General features: G+C 47.2%; 17 protein-coding genes. 13 read left to right on the top strand and 4 right to left on the bottom strand.

Translation table 11 applies throughout. The features are described 5' to 3' along the window. Window positions 1-176: 176 nt before the first annotated feature. The 3 genes from D829_RS0125855 (at window position 177) to D829_RS0125845 (ending at window position 3,698) form a co-directional block, all read left to right on the top strand. Window positions 177-2,132: an anaerobic ribonucleoside triphosphate reductase gene (locus D829_RS0125855; RefSeq protein ID WP_152417147.1), complete on the top strand. Its 1,956-nt coding sequence runs from the start codon at window positions 177-179 to the stop codon at window positions 2,130-2,132. Continuing rightward, window positions 2,129-2,638 carry an anaerobic ribonucleoside-triphosphate reductase activating protein gene (nrdG, locus tag D829_RS0125850; protein WP_017691816.1) on the top strand — a complete coding sequence of 170 codons (510 nt, stop codon included), beginning with the start codon at window positions 2,129-2,131 and terminating at the stop codon, window positions 2,636-2,638. The genes D829_RS0125855 and nrdG overlap by 4 nt, the downstream gene beginning before the upstream one ends. A gap of 220 nt (window positions 2,639-2,858) precedes the next feature. Further along, on the top strand, window positions 2,859-3,698 hold the full coding sequence (locus D829_RS0125845) for a methyl-accepting chemotaxis protein (protein ID WP_017691815.1): 840 nt from the start codon (window positions 2,859-2,861) through the stop codon (window positions 3,696-3,698). 96 nt (window positions 3,699-3,794) lie between these two features. Here the strand turns inward: D829_RS0125845 and D829_RS0125840 are convergent, their stop codons facing one another. Continuing rightward, a complete protein-coding gene (locus tag D829_RS0125840) occupies window positions 3,795-6,617 on the bottom strand; it encodes a glycoside hydrolase family 3 C-terminal domain-containing protein (protein WP_017691814.1) in 2,823 nt (940 codons plus the stop codon). Between the two features lie 369 nt (window positions 6,618-6,986). On the opposite strand from D829_RS0125840, the gene D829_RS0125835 reads away from it, so the two are divergent. The 5 genes from D829_RS0125835 (at window position 6,987) to D829_RS0125815 (ending at window position 11,436) form a co-directional block, all read left to right on the top strand. Continuing rightward, entirely contained in the window at window positions 6,987-8,531 is a 1,545-nt protein-coding gene (locus D829_RS0125835) for an FAD-dependent oxidoreductase (RefSeq protein WP_017691813.1), read from the top strand. Window positions 8,532-8,827: 296 nt separating this feature from the next. Continuing rightward, the gene (locus D829_RS0125830; protein ID WP_017691812.1) at window positions 8,828-9,157 is read left to right on the top strand and encodes a PadR family transcriptional regulator; all 330 of its coding nucleotides are present in this window, start codon (window positions 8,828-8,830) and stop codon (window positions 9,155-9,157) included. Beyond that, a complete protein-coding gene (locus D829_RS32675; RefSeq protein ID WP_017691811.1) occupies window positions 9,150-9,743 on the top strand; it encodes a DUF1700 domain-containing protein in 594 nt (197 codons plus the stop codon). Before D829_RS0125830 ends, D829_RS32675 begins: the two co-directional genes overlap by 8 nt. Further along, window positions 9,740-10,639 carry a DUF4097 family beta strand repeat-containing protein gene (locus tag D829_RS0125820; protein WP_017691810.1) on the top strand — a complete coding sequence of 300 codons (900 nt, stop codon included), beginning with the start codon at window positions 9,740-9,742 and terminating at the stop codon, window positions 10,637-10,639. The genes D829_RS32675 and D829_RS0125820 overlap by 4 nt, the downstream gene beginning before the upstream one ends. Window positions 10,640-10,716: 77 nt before the next feature. After that, window positions 10,717-11,436 (top strand): 3-ketoacyl-ACP reductase, encoded by a 720-nt coding sequence (locus D829_RS0125815; RefSeq protein ID WP_017691809.1) that lies wholly within the window; start codon window positions 10,717-10,719, stop codon window positions 11,434-11,436. Window positions 11,437-11,729: 293 nt separating this feature from the next. On the opposite strand, the gene D829_RS0125810 is transcribed toward D829_RS0125815, so the two are convergent. Next, window positions 11,730-12,269 (bottom strand): XRE family transcriptional regulator, encoded by a 540-nt coding sequence (locus D829_RS0125810; protein WP_017691808.1) that lies wholly within the window; start codon window positions 12,267-12,269, stop codon window positions 11,730-11,732. Window positions 12,270-12,333: 64 nt separating this feature from the next. Then, window positions 12,334-12,699, bottom strand: a complete 366-nt coding sequence (locus D829_RS0125805) for a glyoxalase superfamily protein (RefSeq protein WP_017691807.1) — start codon at window positions 12,697-12,699, stop codon at window positions 12,334-12,336. Between the two features lie 229 nt (window positions 12,700-12,928). Here D829_RS0125805 and D829_RS0125800 point away from each other — a divergent pair, with 229 nt between their 5' ends. The 5 genes from D829_RS0125800 to D829_RS0125780 all read left to right on the top strand — a co-directional run bounded on the left by D829_RS0125800 (window position 12,929) and on the right by D829_RS0125780 (window position 17,358). Beyond that, window positions 12,929-13,603 (top strand): alpha/beta hydrolase-fold protein, encoded by a 675-nt coding sequence (locus D829_RS0125800; protein WP_017691806.1) that lies wholly within the window; start codon window positions 12,929-12,931, stop codon window positions 13,601-13,603. Next, window positions 13,603-14,373: a class III extradiol ring-cleavage dioxygenase gene (locus tag D829_RS0125795; protein ID WP_017691805.1), complete on the top strand. Its 771-nt coding sequence runs from the start codon at window positions 13,603-13,605 to the stop codon at window positions 14,371-14,373. Before D829_RS0125800 ends, D829_RS0125795 begins: the two co-directional genes overlap by 1 nt. A 488-nt stretch (window positions 14,374-14,861) precedes the next feature. Beyond that, the gene (locus tag D829_RS0125790; RefSeq protein WP_017691804.1) at window positions 14,862-15,458 is read left to right on the top strand and encodes an SMI1/KNR4 family protein; all 597 of its coding nucleotides are present in this window, start codon (window positions 14,862-14,864) and stop codon (window positions 15,456-15,458) included. Between the two features lie 143 nt (window positions 15,459-15,601). Beyond that, window positions 15,602-16,603: a cation diffusion facilitator family transporter gene (locus D829_RS0125785; protein WP_017691803.1), complete on the top strand. Its 1,002-nt coding sequence runs from the start codon at window positions 15,602-15,604 to the stop codon at window positions 16,601-16,603. Between the two features lie 254 nt (window positions 16,604-16,857). Then, window positions 16,858-17,358 carry a hypothetical protein gene (locus tag D829_RS0125780; RefSeq protein ID WP_017691802.1) on the top strand — a complete coding sequence of 167 codons (501 nt, stop codon included), beginning with the start codon at window positions 16,858-16,860 and terminating at the stop codon, window positions 17,356-17,358. 33 nt (window positions 17,359-17,391) lie between these two features. On the opposite strand, the gene D829_RS33860 is transcribed toward D829_RS0125780, so the two are convergent. Next, window positions 17,392-17,589: hypothetical protein (locus D829_RS33860; RefSeq protein ID WP_036662343.1), on the bottom strand; the 198-nt coding region annotated here is incomplete at its 5' end.

Below are 17,589 nucleotides of genomic sequence, written 5' to 3'. Positions count from 1 at the left end.
GAAACCTTTATCCGCAGCAATTAAAGGAAAGTCCACTTGGTCCAGTAAGTTGTGTGATCATTATCACACCCAAAAAACCACATATAGTTTATAAATGGATAATATGAATCTACATATAGTATTTAACGTGAATTGAATGATACCCAAAATCATTTTAGGAGGAACCTTACATGAATATGCTTGAGTATGCCACTCCACCGGCATCCGATCTATTATCCGACCTGGGAAGACGAATTATTGGCGCAGAAGACGCCGATACGCTGAGAGAAAATGCGAATCTGAACGGGGACTCCTTCAGCGGTAAGATGAGCAGGCTCGGTTCGGAGACAGCCAAGTGGCATGCTCTGCGTCATGTGTTGCCGGAAGAGCTTGCCCAAGCTGTGGAGAACGGGGATCTGTATGTACACGATCTGGATCAGTATGCACTCGGAACGACCAACTGCATCTTTATCCCGTTTGACCGTCTCCTTGCTGCGGGTTTCAATACAGGCAACGGATCGGTTCGCACACCTCAGACGATCATGTCTGCAATGGCCTTGGTTGCGATCATCTTCCAATCCCAGCAGAACAGTCAATATGGCGGTGTATCGGCCAATAAGATTGACTGGGATTTGGCCCCTTATGTACAGCGATCGTTCCGCAAACATTACCGCAAAGGGCAACGGCTCTTTGGTGAAAATGTTCTGATCGGGGATGAACAGCTTCATCTGGATAGCATCGAAGCGAAGAATCAATGTCCGCGGGCATATGCCTTCGCCTATGAAGAGACTGAATTGGAGACAGGACAAGCTGCTGAATCACTGATTCATAACCTGAATACGATGAGCAGCCGGGCAGGGGGTCAGATTCCATTTACTTCACTGAACTATGGATTATGTACATCAGCGGAAGGTCGGTTGGTATCACGCTCGTTGCTGGAAGCAACCATTCGTGGCCTGGGCAACGGGGAGACTCCCGTGTTCCCTCAACATATTTTCCAATGTAAACAGGGGATCAATCAGGCTCAAGGAGAGCCGAACTATGATTTGTTCCGGCTCGCAGTCACCTGTTCATCCCGGCGGATGTATCCTAACTTTGTCAATGTGGATGCCTCTTTCAATCTGCCTTTCTATCATCCGGAAGATCCGGATACGATCATCGCAACTATGGGATGCCGCACACGTACACTGGCTGACCGGTTTGGTCGCAATCGTCAAAGTGGTAAAGGTAATCTGTCCTTCAACACCATTAACCTTGTCAAGCTGGGCATCCGGTATGGCATCTGCCAAGGTGCCAGAGCTGTCGCTGACCGGGCCGGATTCTATACTGCTTTGGAATCGGTTATGCATAATGCCGCTTCCGGTTTGCTGCATCGCTACCGAATTCAGAGAGCACAGCCTGCCAAGGCATCGGACTTCATGATGCGGGAGGGTGTATGGGAAGGTGGAGAACAGCTTGGCCCGAACGAGCCCGTTGCCGATCTATTAAAGCACGGAACGTTATCTCTTGGTTTTATCGGTCTCGCAGAATGTATGACAGCTCTGTATGGGCGCCATCATGGGCAGGACCCCCATGTGCATCGCGAAGCGCTCAACATAATTCGGAACATGAGAGAGTTCTGTGATCGGATGAGCGAGCAGCATAACTTGAATATCACACTGTTTGCCACACCTGCTGAAGGGTTGTCGGGCAAATTCACGAAGATTGACAGAGAGCGATACGGCCTCATTGCTGGAGTTAATGATCGGGAGTATTATACGAACTCATTCCATATTCCGGTCTATCATACCCTTCCAGCTTATCGGAAGATTGAACTGGAGGCCCCGTTCCACACGTTATGTAACGCAGGAGCAATATCCTATGTGGAGCTCGATGGGAACGTTCGAGCCAACACCGCAGCTTTCCTGCGAATTGTGCAGTATGCACTGGCGCAGGATATCGGTTATTTCTCGATTAATCATCCGATTGATCGCTGCCCTGCATGTGGTTATGAAGGCGTCATCGGGGATGTCTGCCCAGGCTGTGAAGCCCACGAGAACCATGTACACTTCCAGCGGTTACGCCGCGTAACCGGCTATCTGACCGGAGATTACAAAGTACGCTTCAATGCTGCGAAGCAGGCCGAAGTGCGGGATCGGGTGAAACACCGGTGAATCTATATGGTTACATCCCGGAATCGATAAATGAAGGGACAGGCTTGCGTGCCGTGTTGTTCATCAGCGGATGTCGACACGCCTGTCCGGGCTGCTTCAGTCCGGATTCATGGAGCTTTCGAGCGGGTGAGCCCTTTACAGAGGAGCGGCAGCAGCAGATTCTGCATGAAGTGACGACCCATCCGTTGCTGGATGGCATTACGTTATGTGGTGGTGATCCCTTTTTCTCGGCAGCAGAATGTACGTCTTGGGTTCAGCAGCTCCGTGCTGCACGTCCTGATCTGACGGTATGGGCCTACACGGGATTCGAATATGAAGAGCTGGTCACCGACCCTGCGAGAGCGGAGCTTGCCCGCTTGTGCGATGTCATTATCGACGGGCGATACGTTGAAGCAGAGCGTGATATCTCCCTGCCCTTCCGCGGCAGTCGGAATCAACGTTTGATTGATGTCAGTGCAACACTAGACACTCAAAAGGTCGTTACGATACAGCTCAGTATGCTGTAAACATTAATTTTATCCCCCATCACTAATTAGCAAGACACGGGTCCCCCCAGAGGACTCGTGTCTTTTTGGCGTATAACCGCCTTCTTTAAAGAAATAAGTTTTATCCATTCTCTCTATTCTCTTCTCTATTGCATGACGATATATTATATAAGTAGTTAGTAATTTAGCATTTAAAATTTAACTGTTTACATCAGGTAACTAGGGAGGAATGATCTTTTATATGGATATTGTTCAAGCATTAATTACATGTATGCCTTTCTTTCGAGATACGATTCGTCAGGATGTAACCCTCTCCGTTATTGATCATGAAAAATTCTTATATTTCTCAGCAGGGGAATCGTTAAAGCAACTGAATTATCAACCCGGCGACCCTCTATTGGATGTAAATCGAAATTTTGCTGATCTCAACGGCGGTACAGTCAAGCGATTCGATCACTACCCTAAAGATTTATTCGGTGTTCCGTTTGACGTAGCTTTTATCCCCATTAAAAATGAACAAGGTGAAGTCATCGCCCTGTTTAACTTGCTCTACAGTATGGATGACCAGGATCAGCTGCAACAGCTCATGGATGCTACCGAAAATCTGACTAACCAGTTAATTGACAGTGTACAGCATGTAGCTGCACACTCCGAGGAACTCAGTGCCACAACCGAAGAGATCCGGAACAACTCCAAACAAGCCGTACAGAAATCAGGAAATGTAACTCAGGTCGCCAGTTTCATTCGTGAAATCTCCGAACAAACCAATCTGCTCGGCTTGAATGCAGCCATTGAAGCTGCTCGTGTAGGGGAAGCAGGTGCAGGTTTTGGCGTTGTTGCCAAAGAAATTCGCAAACTGTCTGTGGATACCAAGGAAGCAACGGCCCGTATTGAAGATTCTCTTCTCTCGGTACGGCAATCCATTCAAGGCATGGAGAATGAACTTGGTGAGATCACTGCAAGCTCCCAAGAGCAGGCTGAGCTCGTAAACAATTTTATGAGCACAATTGAGCAGCTGAATGAAACCAACAAACAATTGAAGCAATTTGTGCAAAAAATGATTACGTTTGACGGAAAATAAAAATACGTTTGATAGAAAATAAAAAATGCGTTTGATAGCAAACAACAAACAAAAGCCTCCGAATGAGTTCGGAGGCTTTTTCATGAGCTATTTGACTTAACGAATCTCGAAGTGACTGATACGTACACCTGCGGACAGCACAATGTATACATCTTGTGCACCTGATGCACCTGTGAGTTCCGCCTTCACGGTAGACCACTGCTGGGCTTCACCTTGTGCCAGTTCCACACGTCCTGCGGGCGTACCGTCTGGTGAACCGAGTCGAACTTCCAATACAGCGCCTGCTTGTTCTGCGGATACACGAGCTTCAATTGCTGCTGCCCCACTACCCAGATCGGCATCCTTGAAAGCAATCCATCCTTGCTCTCCAACTACACGGACAGCACTTCCACCCTCTTTGCTCTCATCCAGGTCAACACCCAGGTAAGCGTCATAATTCTCGGCACGAGTAGCCACACCCAGATTACGAGCAGGGATTGTCTCTCCTTCTACCGTCAGGTCTGCAACCAGCTGAACATCAGAGGATGACTTGGCAACCATAATGGAGTATGTTCCACTTTCCACGACATAACGATCACGAGTTACATCCCAGATTGCCAGTTCCAGAACAGGCAAGGTGAAGCTGACTTTCGCTGTACCTCCCGCTTCGATATGAAGACGACGGAATCCTTTTAACGTTTTGAGTGGACGTTTCACCCGGGATTTGCCTGCACGAACGTACAACTGTACAACCTCGTCACTGGCGATTGAACCCGTATTGGTTACATCTACAGTTACCGTAACGTTGCCCTCTGTACCCACTTGAGCTGGGCTAAGTTCCAAATTGCTGTATTTAAACGTTGCATACGTCAGACCATGTCCAAACGGATACAATACATTGCCTTCAAAATATTGATACGTACGACCGGATTGAATGATATCGTAATCCTTGATGTCGGTCAGTTGATCTGCTGATTGCACCCATGTCATGTTCAGACGGCCAGCAGGCGCGTATTCGCCATACAATACGTCAGCTACTGCGTTACCCAGTTCCTGTCCTGCGTGTGAAGTATACAATACCGCCGGGATGTTCTCCTGAACCCAATTGGATGTGAATGGATAACTACCCACGATGACAACTATCGTGTTCGGGTTCGCGGCATAGACCGCCTCAACCAGACGTTGCTGGGATTCGGCCAGATCCAGACTTGGACGGTCAACCTCTTCTTTACCATTGATAAGCGGATTGTTACCGACAAAAACAATTGCCGTTTCTGCAATTTTGGCAGCTGCTACCGCTTCCTCCAGTCCATTCACAACCACATCCTGCTTTAATGTCTCTGTCGCACCAAAGGTCTTCAGTTCTTCGGACACCGCGAATGCATCGTTTCCGCCATTAGGTGCAGTCACCGTTTTGCCATTCCATGTGGTCAGACCTACACTACCATCCTGCTGTGGCAACAGGTGGAATACTTCCTTCACGAACCAACCATACACTTCATCTGCGGAAGCCGTTACGGTCTCTTCATCTGTTGTCAGATATTTGCCGTTGCTTTCCGCCTGCAAGGTATAACTTCCGAAGCCCCAGTCGGAAACCATGAACGTCTCCGCTTCTCCCGAAGCAATGACAGGTGATTTCTCACCATCCGCCAGTCCAATCTTCTTCCCATTGGCTACGGAAGTTAACGTAATTCGATCATTTCCATCCTTGAACGTCACTTTGTCGTTGCCTACTTTGCCACGGATTGCTTCAAGCGGGGATACGTTATACGGCATGGTGCCTGCATACCAGTCACGATAGACCGTTCCGCCCAATTGACCAATCACAGCCACTTTACTTGCTTTGGTTTTGTCCAGCGGCAGTGTGCCTTTGTCGTTTTTGAGCAATACCACTTGTTCTCTAGCAGCTCTGAGCGACAGTTCTTTTGATTTCTCCGTCATCATGGACTCTTCACCAATAGCAGCGTACGGGTTGCCTTCTTCCGGATCGAATTCACCCAGACGGAAACGCACACGGAACGTATTAAACAACGCTTTGTCGATGTCATCCATCGTGAGTGTACCTTGTTCCAATCCTTCACGCAGTGCCTGTTTGGACAGCTCAGCATCATCCGTGATGCTATCAATTCCTGCCTTCACGGATTCTACCGTACCTGGTGTGTGAGATTCATAGTATTTATGATCGTTCTTGATACCCATTACGTCACCTGCATCACTGACAATGAAACCATCCATTCCCCATTCGCCTTTGACAATCTCGTTCACAAAAGGATGCAACAATGCTGGCGTACCATTAATGGAGTTGTACGCCGTCATCATGGACTGTGCGCCGCCTTCTTTAAATGGCTTCTCGAACGCCTTCAGATAATATTCACGCATGTTGCGCGGATCAATGCTGGACGAACCGCTTCCACGATCAACTTCGTTATTATTCGCAAGAAAATGCTTCAAGGTAGCGACCGCTTTGTAATACTTCGGATGGTCGCCCTGAATTCCTTTGACCAATGCTGTCGTCAGCTCGGCTGTCAGTTCCGGATCTTCACCATACGCCTCTTCATTCCGTCCCCAGCGCGGGTCACGTTCCATATCCACTGTAGGTGCCCACAGCGTAAGACCGTTCACTGCCGGATTGCGTTTATAAAATACACGTGCCTCGTCTCCGAGCACGGAGCCAATCTCCTTCATCAGATCCGCATCCCATGTGCATGCTAGCCCCACCGGTTGTGGGAAAGATGTTGCTTCTCCAAGCCAGGCCAAGCCATGGGCCGCTTCTGTACCGTGTTTGTATGCAGGCACACCCAAGCGTTCTACTGCCGGCTGATATTGCAGCATGGATTCAATTTTTTCATCCTCAGTCAGGCGGGATACAAGATCCTTTACACGGGTGTCTAACTCTAGTGCTGTATCTTGAAACGGATATTTCGTTTGGTTGGTCGTCATATGGAATCTCCTTTGGTTATCGGTAGTTAATTAAAATGATAGCGAATACATTTATCAGAAAAAAACGGATACAAATTCGGTTGATTTCTTTCTTCCAATAGATGTATTAATCCTTCTAAAATAAGCATTTACAGCTGTAAAACTCGATCTCCTTTTCAAAACCTAAAACGGTTTCGGTAATCTTATCATATAGCATGTTTAACAAAAAAAACAGAGGTTCTGCGCAGGAAATTGTGAACATCCTCTCTGCAAAATCTGAATAACACCGTTTTTTCCTGGCATAGTCTGGCAATCATGAATAAGAGTACAAAAATGTGCGCTGAACAACATCCCATTCGATAGATTGAAGATAATCAAGGAGGAAAAAAAATGAGCGACAATCAGCAGCCCAAGACGGGTCTGCCCCCGGTCCCCGAATCACTGTGGCGTGCTACGCATGAATTCGACGCCTATCCTAAACTGACTGAAGATATCACCGCGGATGTTGCGATTATTGGTGCCGGTATTGCCGGCATTACTACAGCCTATTTGCTGGCACAGACGGGTATGCGTGTGGTCGTACTAGAGGCTGGAAAAGTATTGGATGGCACGACCGGACATACCACGGCCAAGGTATCTGCACAGCACGGCGTCATATTTGATGAAATTATGCATCACTTCGGACAAGAACAGGCCCAGATGTATTATGAAGGCAATGCCGATGCCGCGAAATGGATGCGTAATCTGGTGCAGGAAAAACAGATTGATTGCCAGTGGGCAGAGGAAGATGCCTACGTCTATATTCAGTCGGAGGAAAACATTAAAAAACTGGAGATCGAGCTGACCGCCTATGGCAAACTCAATATCCCTGGTGAGTGGGTCGATCCCCTCCCTATTCCAGTCCCAGCCAGAGCAGGCATTCGCATGCCGGGTCAGGCACGCTTTGATCCGCTGGCTTATCTGCACTACTTGCTCGATTCTGCTGTGAAACAAGGGGTTCGCATCTATGAGCACACCACTGTAACCGATGTGGAGGAAGATGCTTCCCTGCATGTCAGAACCTATGGAGATGGCCCATCCGTAACAGCGGAACATATTGTCGTGGCTTCTCATTTTCCCGTCTATGATCCCGGATTTTATTTCACACGATTACACGCCGAACGATCCTACGCTGTATTAGTCGAACCGGAGAAAGCCTATGCGGGTGGCATGTACATCTCGGACGATACACCGTACCGCTCCTTGCGTACCGTCTTACATGATGGTAAGGAACTTATCCTCTTTGGCGGCGAAAATCATAAAACCGGGCAAGGTATCTGCACCTTCGGTCATTATGAACGCCTGGAGCAGTTCGCAGCGGAGACATTTGGCATCCGCAACATTCCTTTTCGCTGGTCAGCGCAGGATCTGATCTCCATCGACAAGGTGCCTTACATTGGACCGATTACCGGAAGACATGAACGAGTCTATGTGGCGACCGGGTTTGCCAAATGGGGGATGACGACTGGCACGATGGCAGGACATCTTCTTGCGGATCGCATCACTGGACGTGACAACCCTCATGCTGCCATATTCGATCCGGCAAGATTCAAGGCCGATCCTGGTATGAAGCACTTTATTGTGGAAAATATGAATGTAGCCAAGGAATTAATCTCCGGTAAAGTAGGCATTGTGCACAAAAAGGTTAGCGATATTGGTGATGACGAAGGAGCCGTCGTTCGTCATAATGGCAAACGTGCTGGCGCCTACAAGGACACCAGTGGCAAGCTGTTTCTGGTGGATACCACCTGCACCCATCTGGGTTGCGAAGTCGAATGGAACGTGGGCGAGCGCTCTTGGGATTGCCCATGCCATGGTTCCCGCTTCGATTATGCAGGCCATGTCATTGAGGGCCCTGCTGTGGAAGACCTTAAAGTTCTGGATGCACAAGAATAACCGACATTTAGCGATTAACCTGTAAACCAAAGAAACAAAAGTTCATCTCACAGACCGGATCGGAATCCGCCTCCAGACGGAAGTAACCGATCCGGTTTTTGCGTATGCTGAATTATAGCCAAACAGACAGCTTCAGCTGCTCATCAGTATTAAACGAACTTATTATCGATCAATCGTGATACGGAACTATTTTAAAGTCACTACCTTGCATTAAACAGTACTGGATGCTATGATGACTTCACCACTACTGAACAATATACACTAGCGATAAATGAAGCTACTAAGGAGGAACCTGTGTGAATGTGAACATCCAGTTCAAAAAAGGAGTATTGGAGCTGTGCGTCCTGGTATTAATTAACCGCCAGGATCGGTATGGCTACGAACTGGCTCAGGCGGTCTCCAAACATATCGAAGTTGCTGAAGGTGCACTGTATCCCTTGCTTCGACGGCTTGTAAATGACGGTTACTGCACCACCTATCTGCAAGAATCAACTGAAGGCCCGCCGCGCAAGTATTACCGACTGTCCGATACAGGTCGCGACTACATGACGGCACTGACGACAGAGTGGAATGATTTTGTGCGCAATGTTGCAAATCTGATTGAGGAAGGAATTCAAAATGAATAGACAACAATTTATGCAGGCCATGGAAATTCATCTACGGCCGATGGAACCGCAGGAACGGGCCGAATTGCTCGCAGATTATGATCAACATTTCGAGCTTGGACTCAGAGAAGGCAGACTGGAAGAAGAGATCGCTCGGGAACTCGGACAGCCGGAAGAGATCGCCAAGGAAGCACTGGGTGATCGTTATGACGTGCATACCCCGGGTTCAGATGCGTTCTATGCACCGACGTATCGCCACATGCGGTCACCTAGAAATAGCACCAGAGCCACTCGCAACTTCTTCACGGCCATCGGCCTGTTGTTCCTGAATCTGATCCTTGGTATCCCTCTTGGTCTCATGATGTGGTCAGTATGGCTTACGCTCGCCAGCCTGTCCTTACTGGTATTGGCTCCTGTGGCAGCGGTTGTGGATTTCGTATTTCTGAGCCAACTCGATAAAGCAGAGATCTTCGTTGCGATTGGCGCATTTGGTGTCGGCATTTGTTTTGCCATCGCATCAAAGTATGTCTTTAGAGCCTTCAAAATCGTCACTCTTCAATATATGAAATGGAATAAAAACACAATGAAAGGAGATGTTTCTGCATGAGTACCAAGAAATGGCTTGCGCTTGCCGTGATATGTATCGGAATAGGTTTACTCGGAACATCCATCTATGGCGTTCAGTTTGGGGATGAACGAGAGCATTACTCCAAACGATGGGATTTCAAAGAAGATGAATTGCAGAACATTGTCATGAATGCGAGTTTCAGTGCAGATATTGAATTTGTTGTAAGCCCGGATTCGAATGGTTATATCGAAGTGGATGGCAAATGGGACCCTGCCGTAGTCAAAAGCTTCGAACAAGCCACTTTATCTAACGGCACATTCCAACTGTCTCAGACAGCACGTGATCGATTGCAATTTTTCACCCTGTATTGGAATGATCAAGACTCCACAATAACGGTTGCCCTGCCTGAAGGACACCAATTAAATGAGGTTAAGCTGGACTCCTCTTCAAGTGACTGGGATCTGACAGGTCTAAATGCCAATCAGCTTGAGCTGAACAACACCTCAGGTTCCATACGTCTGGAAAACATCAAGGCGCCCAATATTGAATTGGTTCTAACTTCTGGTGACATTAACGCTTCCATGATTAATGGAGACATGACCGTGAAACAGACATCCGGAAGCTTCACTGCTGATCAGGTAGTCGGTCAAGTAAACAGTAAGATTAAATCAGGAGATATTGAGATTACTGAATTAAACGGCGCAGCCGATGTTCAATTCACTTCGGGTAGCATTCATATTGAACAGTCCCATTCCGCCCCGATTAATGCGTCTGGAACATCAGGAGATATTTTCATTCAAGCTGCACCTGATTTTGACGGAATCTACGATGCTAAGGCTACTTCCGGAAGTATCGATGTACCTGAATCCCCAATGGTAAGCCGGGAAGTGATCAAGGCCCGTACCTCTTCTGGCAGCATCGAGATTACCAAATAGTGATGAAGCAAATTTCCGAACTGTGGGTAATATAGTATAATCAGATGCCAGTCCAATTCTAAGGAGGAATTACCCACATGGAACTTAAAAATAAAACTGCTATCATCACAGGTGCCGGTAAAGGTATCGGCCGTGCGATCGCTGAAGCACTTGCCAAAGAAGGTGTACACCTCGGGCTTATTGCACGTACCGCTTCAGATCTTCAGGCTCTGCAACAGTCTCTGAGTCAAGAATACGGTGTGAAAGTAACCAGTGCTGTAGCAGATATCTCGGATCGCACGCAGGCGGAAGCCGCTGTAGCAGCCATCGAGATGGAACTCGGTGCGGTGGATATCCTTATCAATAATGCGGGGATCGGAAAGTTCGGGACGTTCATGGAGATGGAGCCGGAAGAGTGGGAGCGCATCCTGCATGTTAACGTTATGGGTACATATTACGTTACACGCGCTGTCCTTCCAAGCATGATCAAGGAAAGTAGCGGCAGCATTATCAATATTGCTTCCACTGCAGGTGAACGCGGATTCGCTACAGGTTCGGCATACTGTGCATCCAAGTTTGCGCTACTCGGCATGACCGAATCTCTGATGCAGGAAGTGCGTAAGTCCAACATTCGCGTGACCGCACTGACACCAAGTACAGTCAATACGGAGCTTGCGACCAATGCCGGACTGAAAATTGGCGACGAAGATCGCATGATGCAAGCGGAAGATGTAGCTGAACTTGCACTCGCAACGCTCAAACTGTCGGACCGTGTCTTTGTCAAAGCAGCAGGCATCTGGACGACCAATCCGCAATAAACAGAGCCTCTGTCTTTTCTAACGAACTTCTCGCACCCTATTGTTGTCATATGCAGGAAATGAGAAACGTAACGAATCTCTGCGACGTTATTTCGCCAGAAGTCTGTGGAATGTAGCCAAATTACACACACAGCAGTGAAATAAAGCGTCTGAGATTCGTTACATCTCGATATCTGCTTAAAATCATCTAATAGGGCTCGCTCAGTTCGTTAGAAATATAAAAAAGGACGTTTCCCATTATACATGTATGCAGGTTCGCATGTTCATGACCTGGGAGCCGTCCTTTTTGTATTTTACAAATGATCCAGACCCAATTCCTTGGACACCGCAATGAGCACCACTGCAGGCTCCTCACCGATATTGGTCACTTCATGAGGCACGATCGCATTCCAGGTAAACGAATCACCCACTTCAAGAACTTCCACATCTTCGCATTGCTCCGCACGAATCTTGCCCTGCAACACCAGATGGCTTTCCTCCCCGGCATGTTTGCTCACCCCGGTCGAAGCACCTGGCGGTAACTCCACAATGGACATACGCATCGCACCTTTGGCTGTAAGCTGCTGCACTTTGATCTGTCCGCTTCCTGCTGTCGTCTCCTTGCGCTCGTTCTTACGTACCACATTCATCCGTTGCTCTGGTGTCAGCAGCAAATAGGGAAGTGGCACTTCCAGATAATCCGCAATACTTTCAAGCGTAGCAATGGAAGGTGATGTTTTGTTATTTTCTACGTTGCTGATAAAACCTTTGGACAACCCCGTTCCCTCGCACATCTGCATGATCGTAATCTGTTTCTGTTTGCGAATCGTACGAATAGCCAAGCCAATATCCATATTACGTCCCTCCCCTTCTATTGATTTTCGAACACCAGTCGTACGCGTCGCTTCTTCAGGTTATCTATCCGGCGCTTGCCTCAACAAAAATAATCCGGTTTCCGAACGGATCGGTCACGGTCATCTCCCTTGAATTCCAAGGGGTCTCCTCTATACCGGGTCTCGCATGTTTGTACTCTTTCTGACGAAGTGCACCATCGAATGTATCCAAGTTATCCGTTTCCACGCGCAAGGCAGCTCCAGGTGTACAATCTCCATGATGTTCAGACAGATGAATCACGATGGAATCGAGTGAAATCTGCATATATAAGGGCATATCTTGCTCAAATCGATGTTCCCAATCCCATTGGAAACCCAGGTATTCAAGGTAGAACTCTCTAGCTTTATTTTCATCAAATATTCTCAAAATAGGCACGATACGCTTTAACATCCTGATCACGTCCTCGGGAATAAAATATGAATCCATCTCAGTGGCTTATCTATTAACTTTTTTTAACTTTTTTTTTATAAACAACATATATTCATCATACAAAAAAAGTATTGACCCTACAATGAAACCGTGATAAATTTTGTTCATAAATAAGAATATTTTTTCATATTGGTGAACTTTATTATCAGAACAATATATCTAACTCAATCCTCATCAGGTGGTGTTTTCAATGAATTCTCCTTATATACATGAAGTCCGATTACCGTCTAATTACAATCCAGATCAACGTTATCCCGTGATTTTCGCCTTACATGGGATGGGATCAGATGAACAGGATATGCTTCGTTTAATGGAGCCTATGCAGTCTGATTTTATTATTGTTGCCATCCGTGGGCCTATCGTTCAGGGTAGTGGTTATGCTTATTTTCAGATCAAAAGCATCGGCAACCCCATTCGTGAATTGTATGATGCCTCCGTGCTGGGACTGCAACAGTTGATCGTTGATCTGTCGGCCCAATATGCTATTGATCCCACGCGGCGTTATATCGCCGGATTCAGCCAAGGCGCCATTATGGCGATGACCTTATCGCTGATTATGGGAGATGCCATTAAAGGCATTGTAGCGATGAGTGGGTACATCCCGCAATTTGTGAAAGACGAGTACAAGCTGCAACCCGAATCGGAGCTGTCTGTGTTCATATCGCATGGAGATCAGGATCATCTATTCCCGCTGCAACTGGGCGAAGATAACGCCAATTTCTTCCGTCAACACACCAATCACGTCACATATGTACCTTACAACGGTGGACACCAGGTGACCCCCGTTCTATATCAACAATTTCAACACTGGTTTCGGACGGATGCAAATCTGACTACCGAAGACTCGAAAGGACTGAATTCATAATGATGCCATCTCTATTTATTGCTCATGGTGCCCCATCCCTGGCACTGGAGGAGAATGCGTACACCGAATTTTTGCAAAAACTTGGACAGGAACTGCCGAAACCCAAAGCAATTGTATTGTTCTCTGCTCACTGGGAATCCACAACTCAGCTTGTATCCTCGGTAGCCAATTACGAGACCATCTATGATTTCGGCGGTTTCCAGCCTGAATTGTATCAGATCAAATATCCGGCTCAAGGACAGGCAGAAACCACTGCCGAAGTGGAGCGTTTATTTGCAGAAGCAGGGATTCCGGTACAAACGGATGACGTTCGTGGCCTGGATCACGGCGCTTGGGTTGTTCTGCGCCTACTCTACCCGGATGCGGATATTCCCGTAGTTGCCTTGTCCGTGAATCGCTATCTGACAGGTGAGCAGCAATATCAGGTTGGACAGGCGCTCGCTTCCTTGCGCGAGCAAGACATTCTTGTCATTGGCAGCGGCGGAACCGTCCACAATCTACGTCGATTGAACTGGGAAAGTGACGGCGTTGACCCGTGGGCATCAGAGTTCGACAACTGGCTACATGACAAGTTGGTGAGTTGGGATACGCAGTCTCTCTTCTCCTATGATAAACTGGCACCTTCAGCTCAAGCCGCCGTGCCTACGCCGGAGCATTTTGTACCGCTGTTGCTCGCCATGGGTGCGGGTGATCAGAACAAGCGGGCATCGCTCCTGTTCAAAGCCTATCAGTATGGTAACCTGAGCTTGTCCTGTTGGAAGTTTGATTAAAGAGGACTATATAAAACAAACTAAAAATATTCACACTCGATACTCCGATGACAGAACAACCTTCCGATCGCTGTTATCCCCAGATTTTTTTAATCACTTTATATAAGGTGAAAATCTGGGGATAAAGGCGAACACTTCGCTTCTTCAGGTTATTTCTGCCCTCTACGTTTTCGTGTAAAAGATTAGTTTCATTTATATAGTAGATAAATAACTAGCGTGAGTTACAGGGATTGTCCCTGTAACCTACGCTTTATTTGTTGTTAGGACCGACTGTCATGATGGTTGTACGTAATCGATTGGGATGGAGACAGGTGTGCTGATATGCAACAACCACCTTTAAATAATGAGACCATTGTAGTACGTAAGCAAGGACTCCGGTTTCTTGTGTGCTTTTCCGGATTATAACTATAATATGAGGTGAAATCAGGCACAGTTTGCTCGCATACACTCACCTTATTATCTGAATAGCTCATACGGAGGGGAATTGGATGCCAGAACAGCGTATATATGAATTGATGGATGAACTGGATATGTTGCTGGAGGAGAAGGTACAGGATGAGGGAAACCGGGAGCTCTTGGAGGCATATCGCGAGTTTGAAGGCGTGACGGATGAGCAGCTTGATGCATTCGAGCGTGAGCAAGGTATTCGTTTACCTGCTGATTTTCGTGCATTTTATAAACGTAAAAATGGGAGCGGTTATGGCTTTCACGTCTTGTACCCAAGCCTTGAGGAAGGACGAGAGTCCGAGCCATTTTACCTGTTATCCCTGGAAAAGATTCAAAAAGAGCAGTCCACGCTGGTGGAGAACCGCATGGATGATTATTTTACCGAAGAAGAGATCCGTGAGCTTGATCCCCGAATCAAACCCTACCTTTTTCAGAAAAAATGGGTTACGTTTGGCAAGCTTGGAGGCGGGTCCTTGTATCTGATGTTTGACTTTGATCCGACAGAGCAAGGAACAGTTGGACAGATTATTATGTACGTGCATGATCCTGATTTTGTATATTATGTTGCTGGAACGTTTACGGAGCTTTTGGAACAATCCAACCGGAATTTACGTGCCTTGGAGGCCATCGAGTACTGAAATGCGCATGATGATATGACCTTTTTTGCATAATGCTGGGATATGTCAAAGCGGTTATAATAACATTTAGTGGAAATGCACATGCTGTATAGATAAACTGCCTTTTCTACACCTAATACATTGATCTGGGAGGAACAACCGAAGTGGCTGAACAACCGAAGTCTGAGAGCTTTATGTCTCTCGTCAAAAAAGGAAACACATCCTCCGCCGTAGCGATGGCAGGTAATGCTGTTCTTGCTGTATGCAAAGGAGGAGCCTTCCTATTCAGTGGCAGTGGTGCCATGTTCGCTTCGGCGATGCATTCACTCGCTGATGCCATTAACCAAGGGTTTGTCTTTGTCGGAAGTGTGTTGTCCGAAAAAAAACCTACACGCCGCTTCCCGACCGGATTCGGACGGGTCATCAACATTTTCTGTATGATCGCCGTTATTGTTGTTACCATTATGGCGTATGAAACGATCCATGAAGGCATCCATCTTTTGCAGCATCCTGTTGGTCATACCGGCGGTCTCTGGATTAACATCGGAGTGCTTGTTCTGAACATTGTCATTGACGGGGCCATCCTGATCAAAGCCATGAAGGAAATTCTAAAAGAAGCACGCGCACCCAAAGCCGCTGGATTGGCCTTGGTCCCTGCTGCCATCAAAAATGTAGGCCGTGCTGCGCCACCAACCCGTCTCGTATTCTACGAAGATGTTGTAGCAGTACTCGGTGCGACACTCGCCTTGATCTCCGTTGTAGTCATTGCATTGACCAATTTTGCATTGCTCGATGGCATTGTGACAACGATTATTGGATGTCTGATGATCGCTGTAGCCTTCCGTGTCGGTTACGATAATATGATCGGATTGATCGGGGTAGCGGCTCCACAGGATATTGAGGACAAAGTGTCCCAAACCATTCTGGCAGACACACACGTTGCTGACATTCAGATGATGCGTATCATTCAGGAAGGCCGTTATTATCATGTTGAAGGTCTGATTGAGTTGACCAAAGGACTCAGCCTGGCTGATGCAGATGACATCAAGTTCCGTATTCAGGAGAAGTTGATGACGAACCCCGACATCGCCGACGCAGCCATATCCATTATTGAGGATGACGGTGTGAACAGCTGGGGCAAGAAACATTCGGATGTGGTGAAATAACAAGCTTCGCTGTTGATAAAAAGAATGACAGAACCCACTCTTCAGCAGAGTGGGTTTTTAGTATGTTCAACTACACCCTCATCTAGGGAGTATAGTTTCTCAAATTTACGTACCTAGACTTTGGTCTAGGTTCATTTTAACTCCAAAGACGGAGGATAGACTTTTCCATTTCATGGTATGCTGTGAATAACAAAGTAATTGCTCTACATACAACCGTTCGGAAAATTGATCTTGTATTAAGAAGGAGAGATATTATGGCTAAACGTACGATCCTTGCGCCTGTTCTCATTTTGCTGGGCGTGTACCTGATTCTGAACCAGGGAGGTTCACTCGGTCCGGGTACAATCTTTGCGACCTTCTGGCCCACGTTATTCGTGATTCCACTAGGACTGTTCTTCCACTGGCTCTACTTCTCCATGATTGGCAGAGGGGTTGGACTGCTGGTTCCTGGTGGCTTGTTGCTCACTGTCGGTATTGTCTGTCAGATCGCCATGCTGTTTAACAACTGGGGTACGATGTGGCCGGGCTTCATTCTGGCTGTAGCTGTTGGTTTGTTTGAATTATACTGGTTCGGTGGTCGGAACAAATGGTTGCTGATCCCCATCAACATTCTAACGGTTATATCACTGCTGTTCTTCGCCGTGATGTCGATTGGCACGATGCTGAGCAGCTTGAGCTTTATCCAGCCTTTCGTGGCGATTGTGTTGATTATGGGTGGGGCTTGGATCATGGTGGGTCGCAAAAAGCGCATGTAGTGGCAATTATATAAGATGAATAAGTGGGATCAACTAAGCCACTGCGGTGACAGAACAACTTCGGATCGCTGTTATCCCCGGATTTTTTTGAATCCCATCTGGAATGGGAAAATCCGGGGATAAAGGCGAACGCTCCGCTTCCTTCGTTTGTTCTGTCACCTCCGTTAACGTTTGATCTTTAATGTTCATCTTATATGGCACTTCAAGCGCTTTTGCTCTGAAGTAGGTAAC

This window comes from Paenibacillus sp. PAMC 26794, assembly GCF_000316035.1.
Lineage (GTDB): Bacteria > Bacillota > Bacilli > Paenibacillales > Paenibacillaceae > Paenibacillus.
This window is presented reverse-complemented; position numbering and strand designations above follow the sequence as displayed.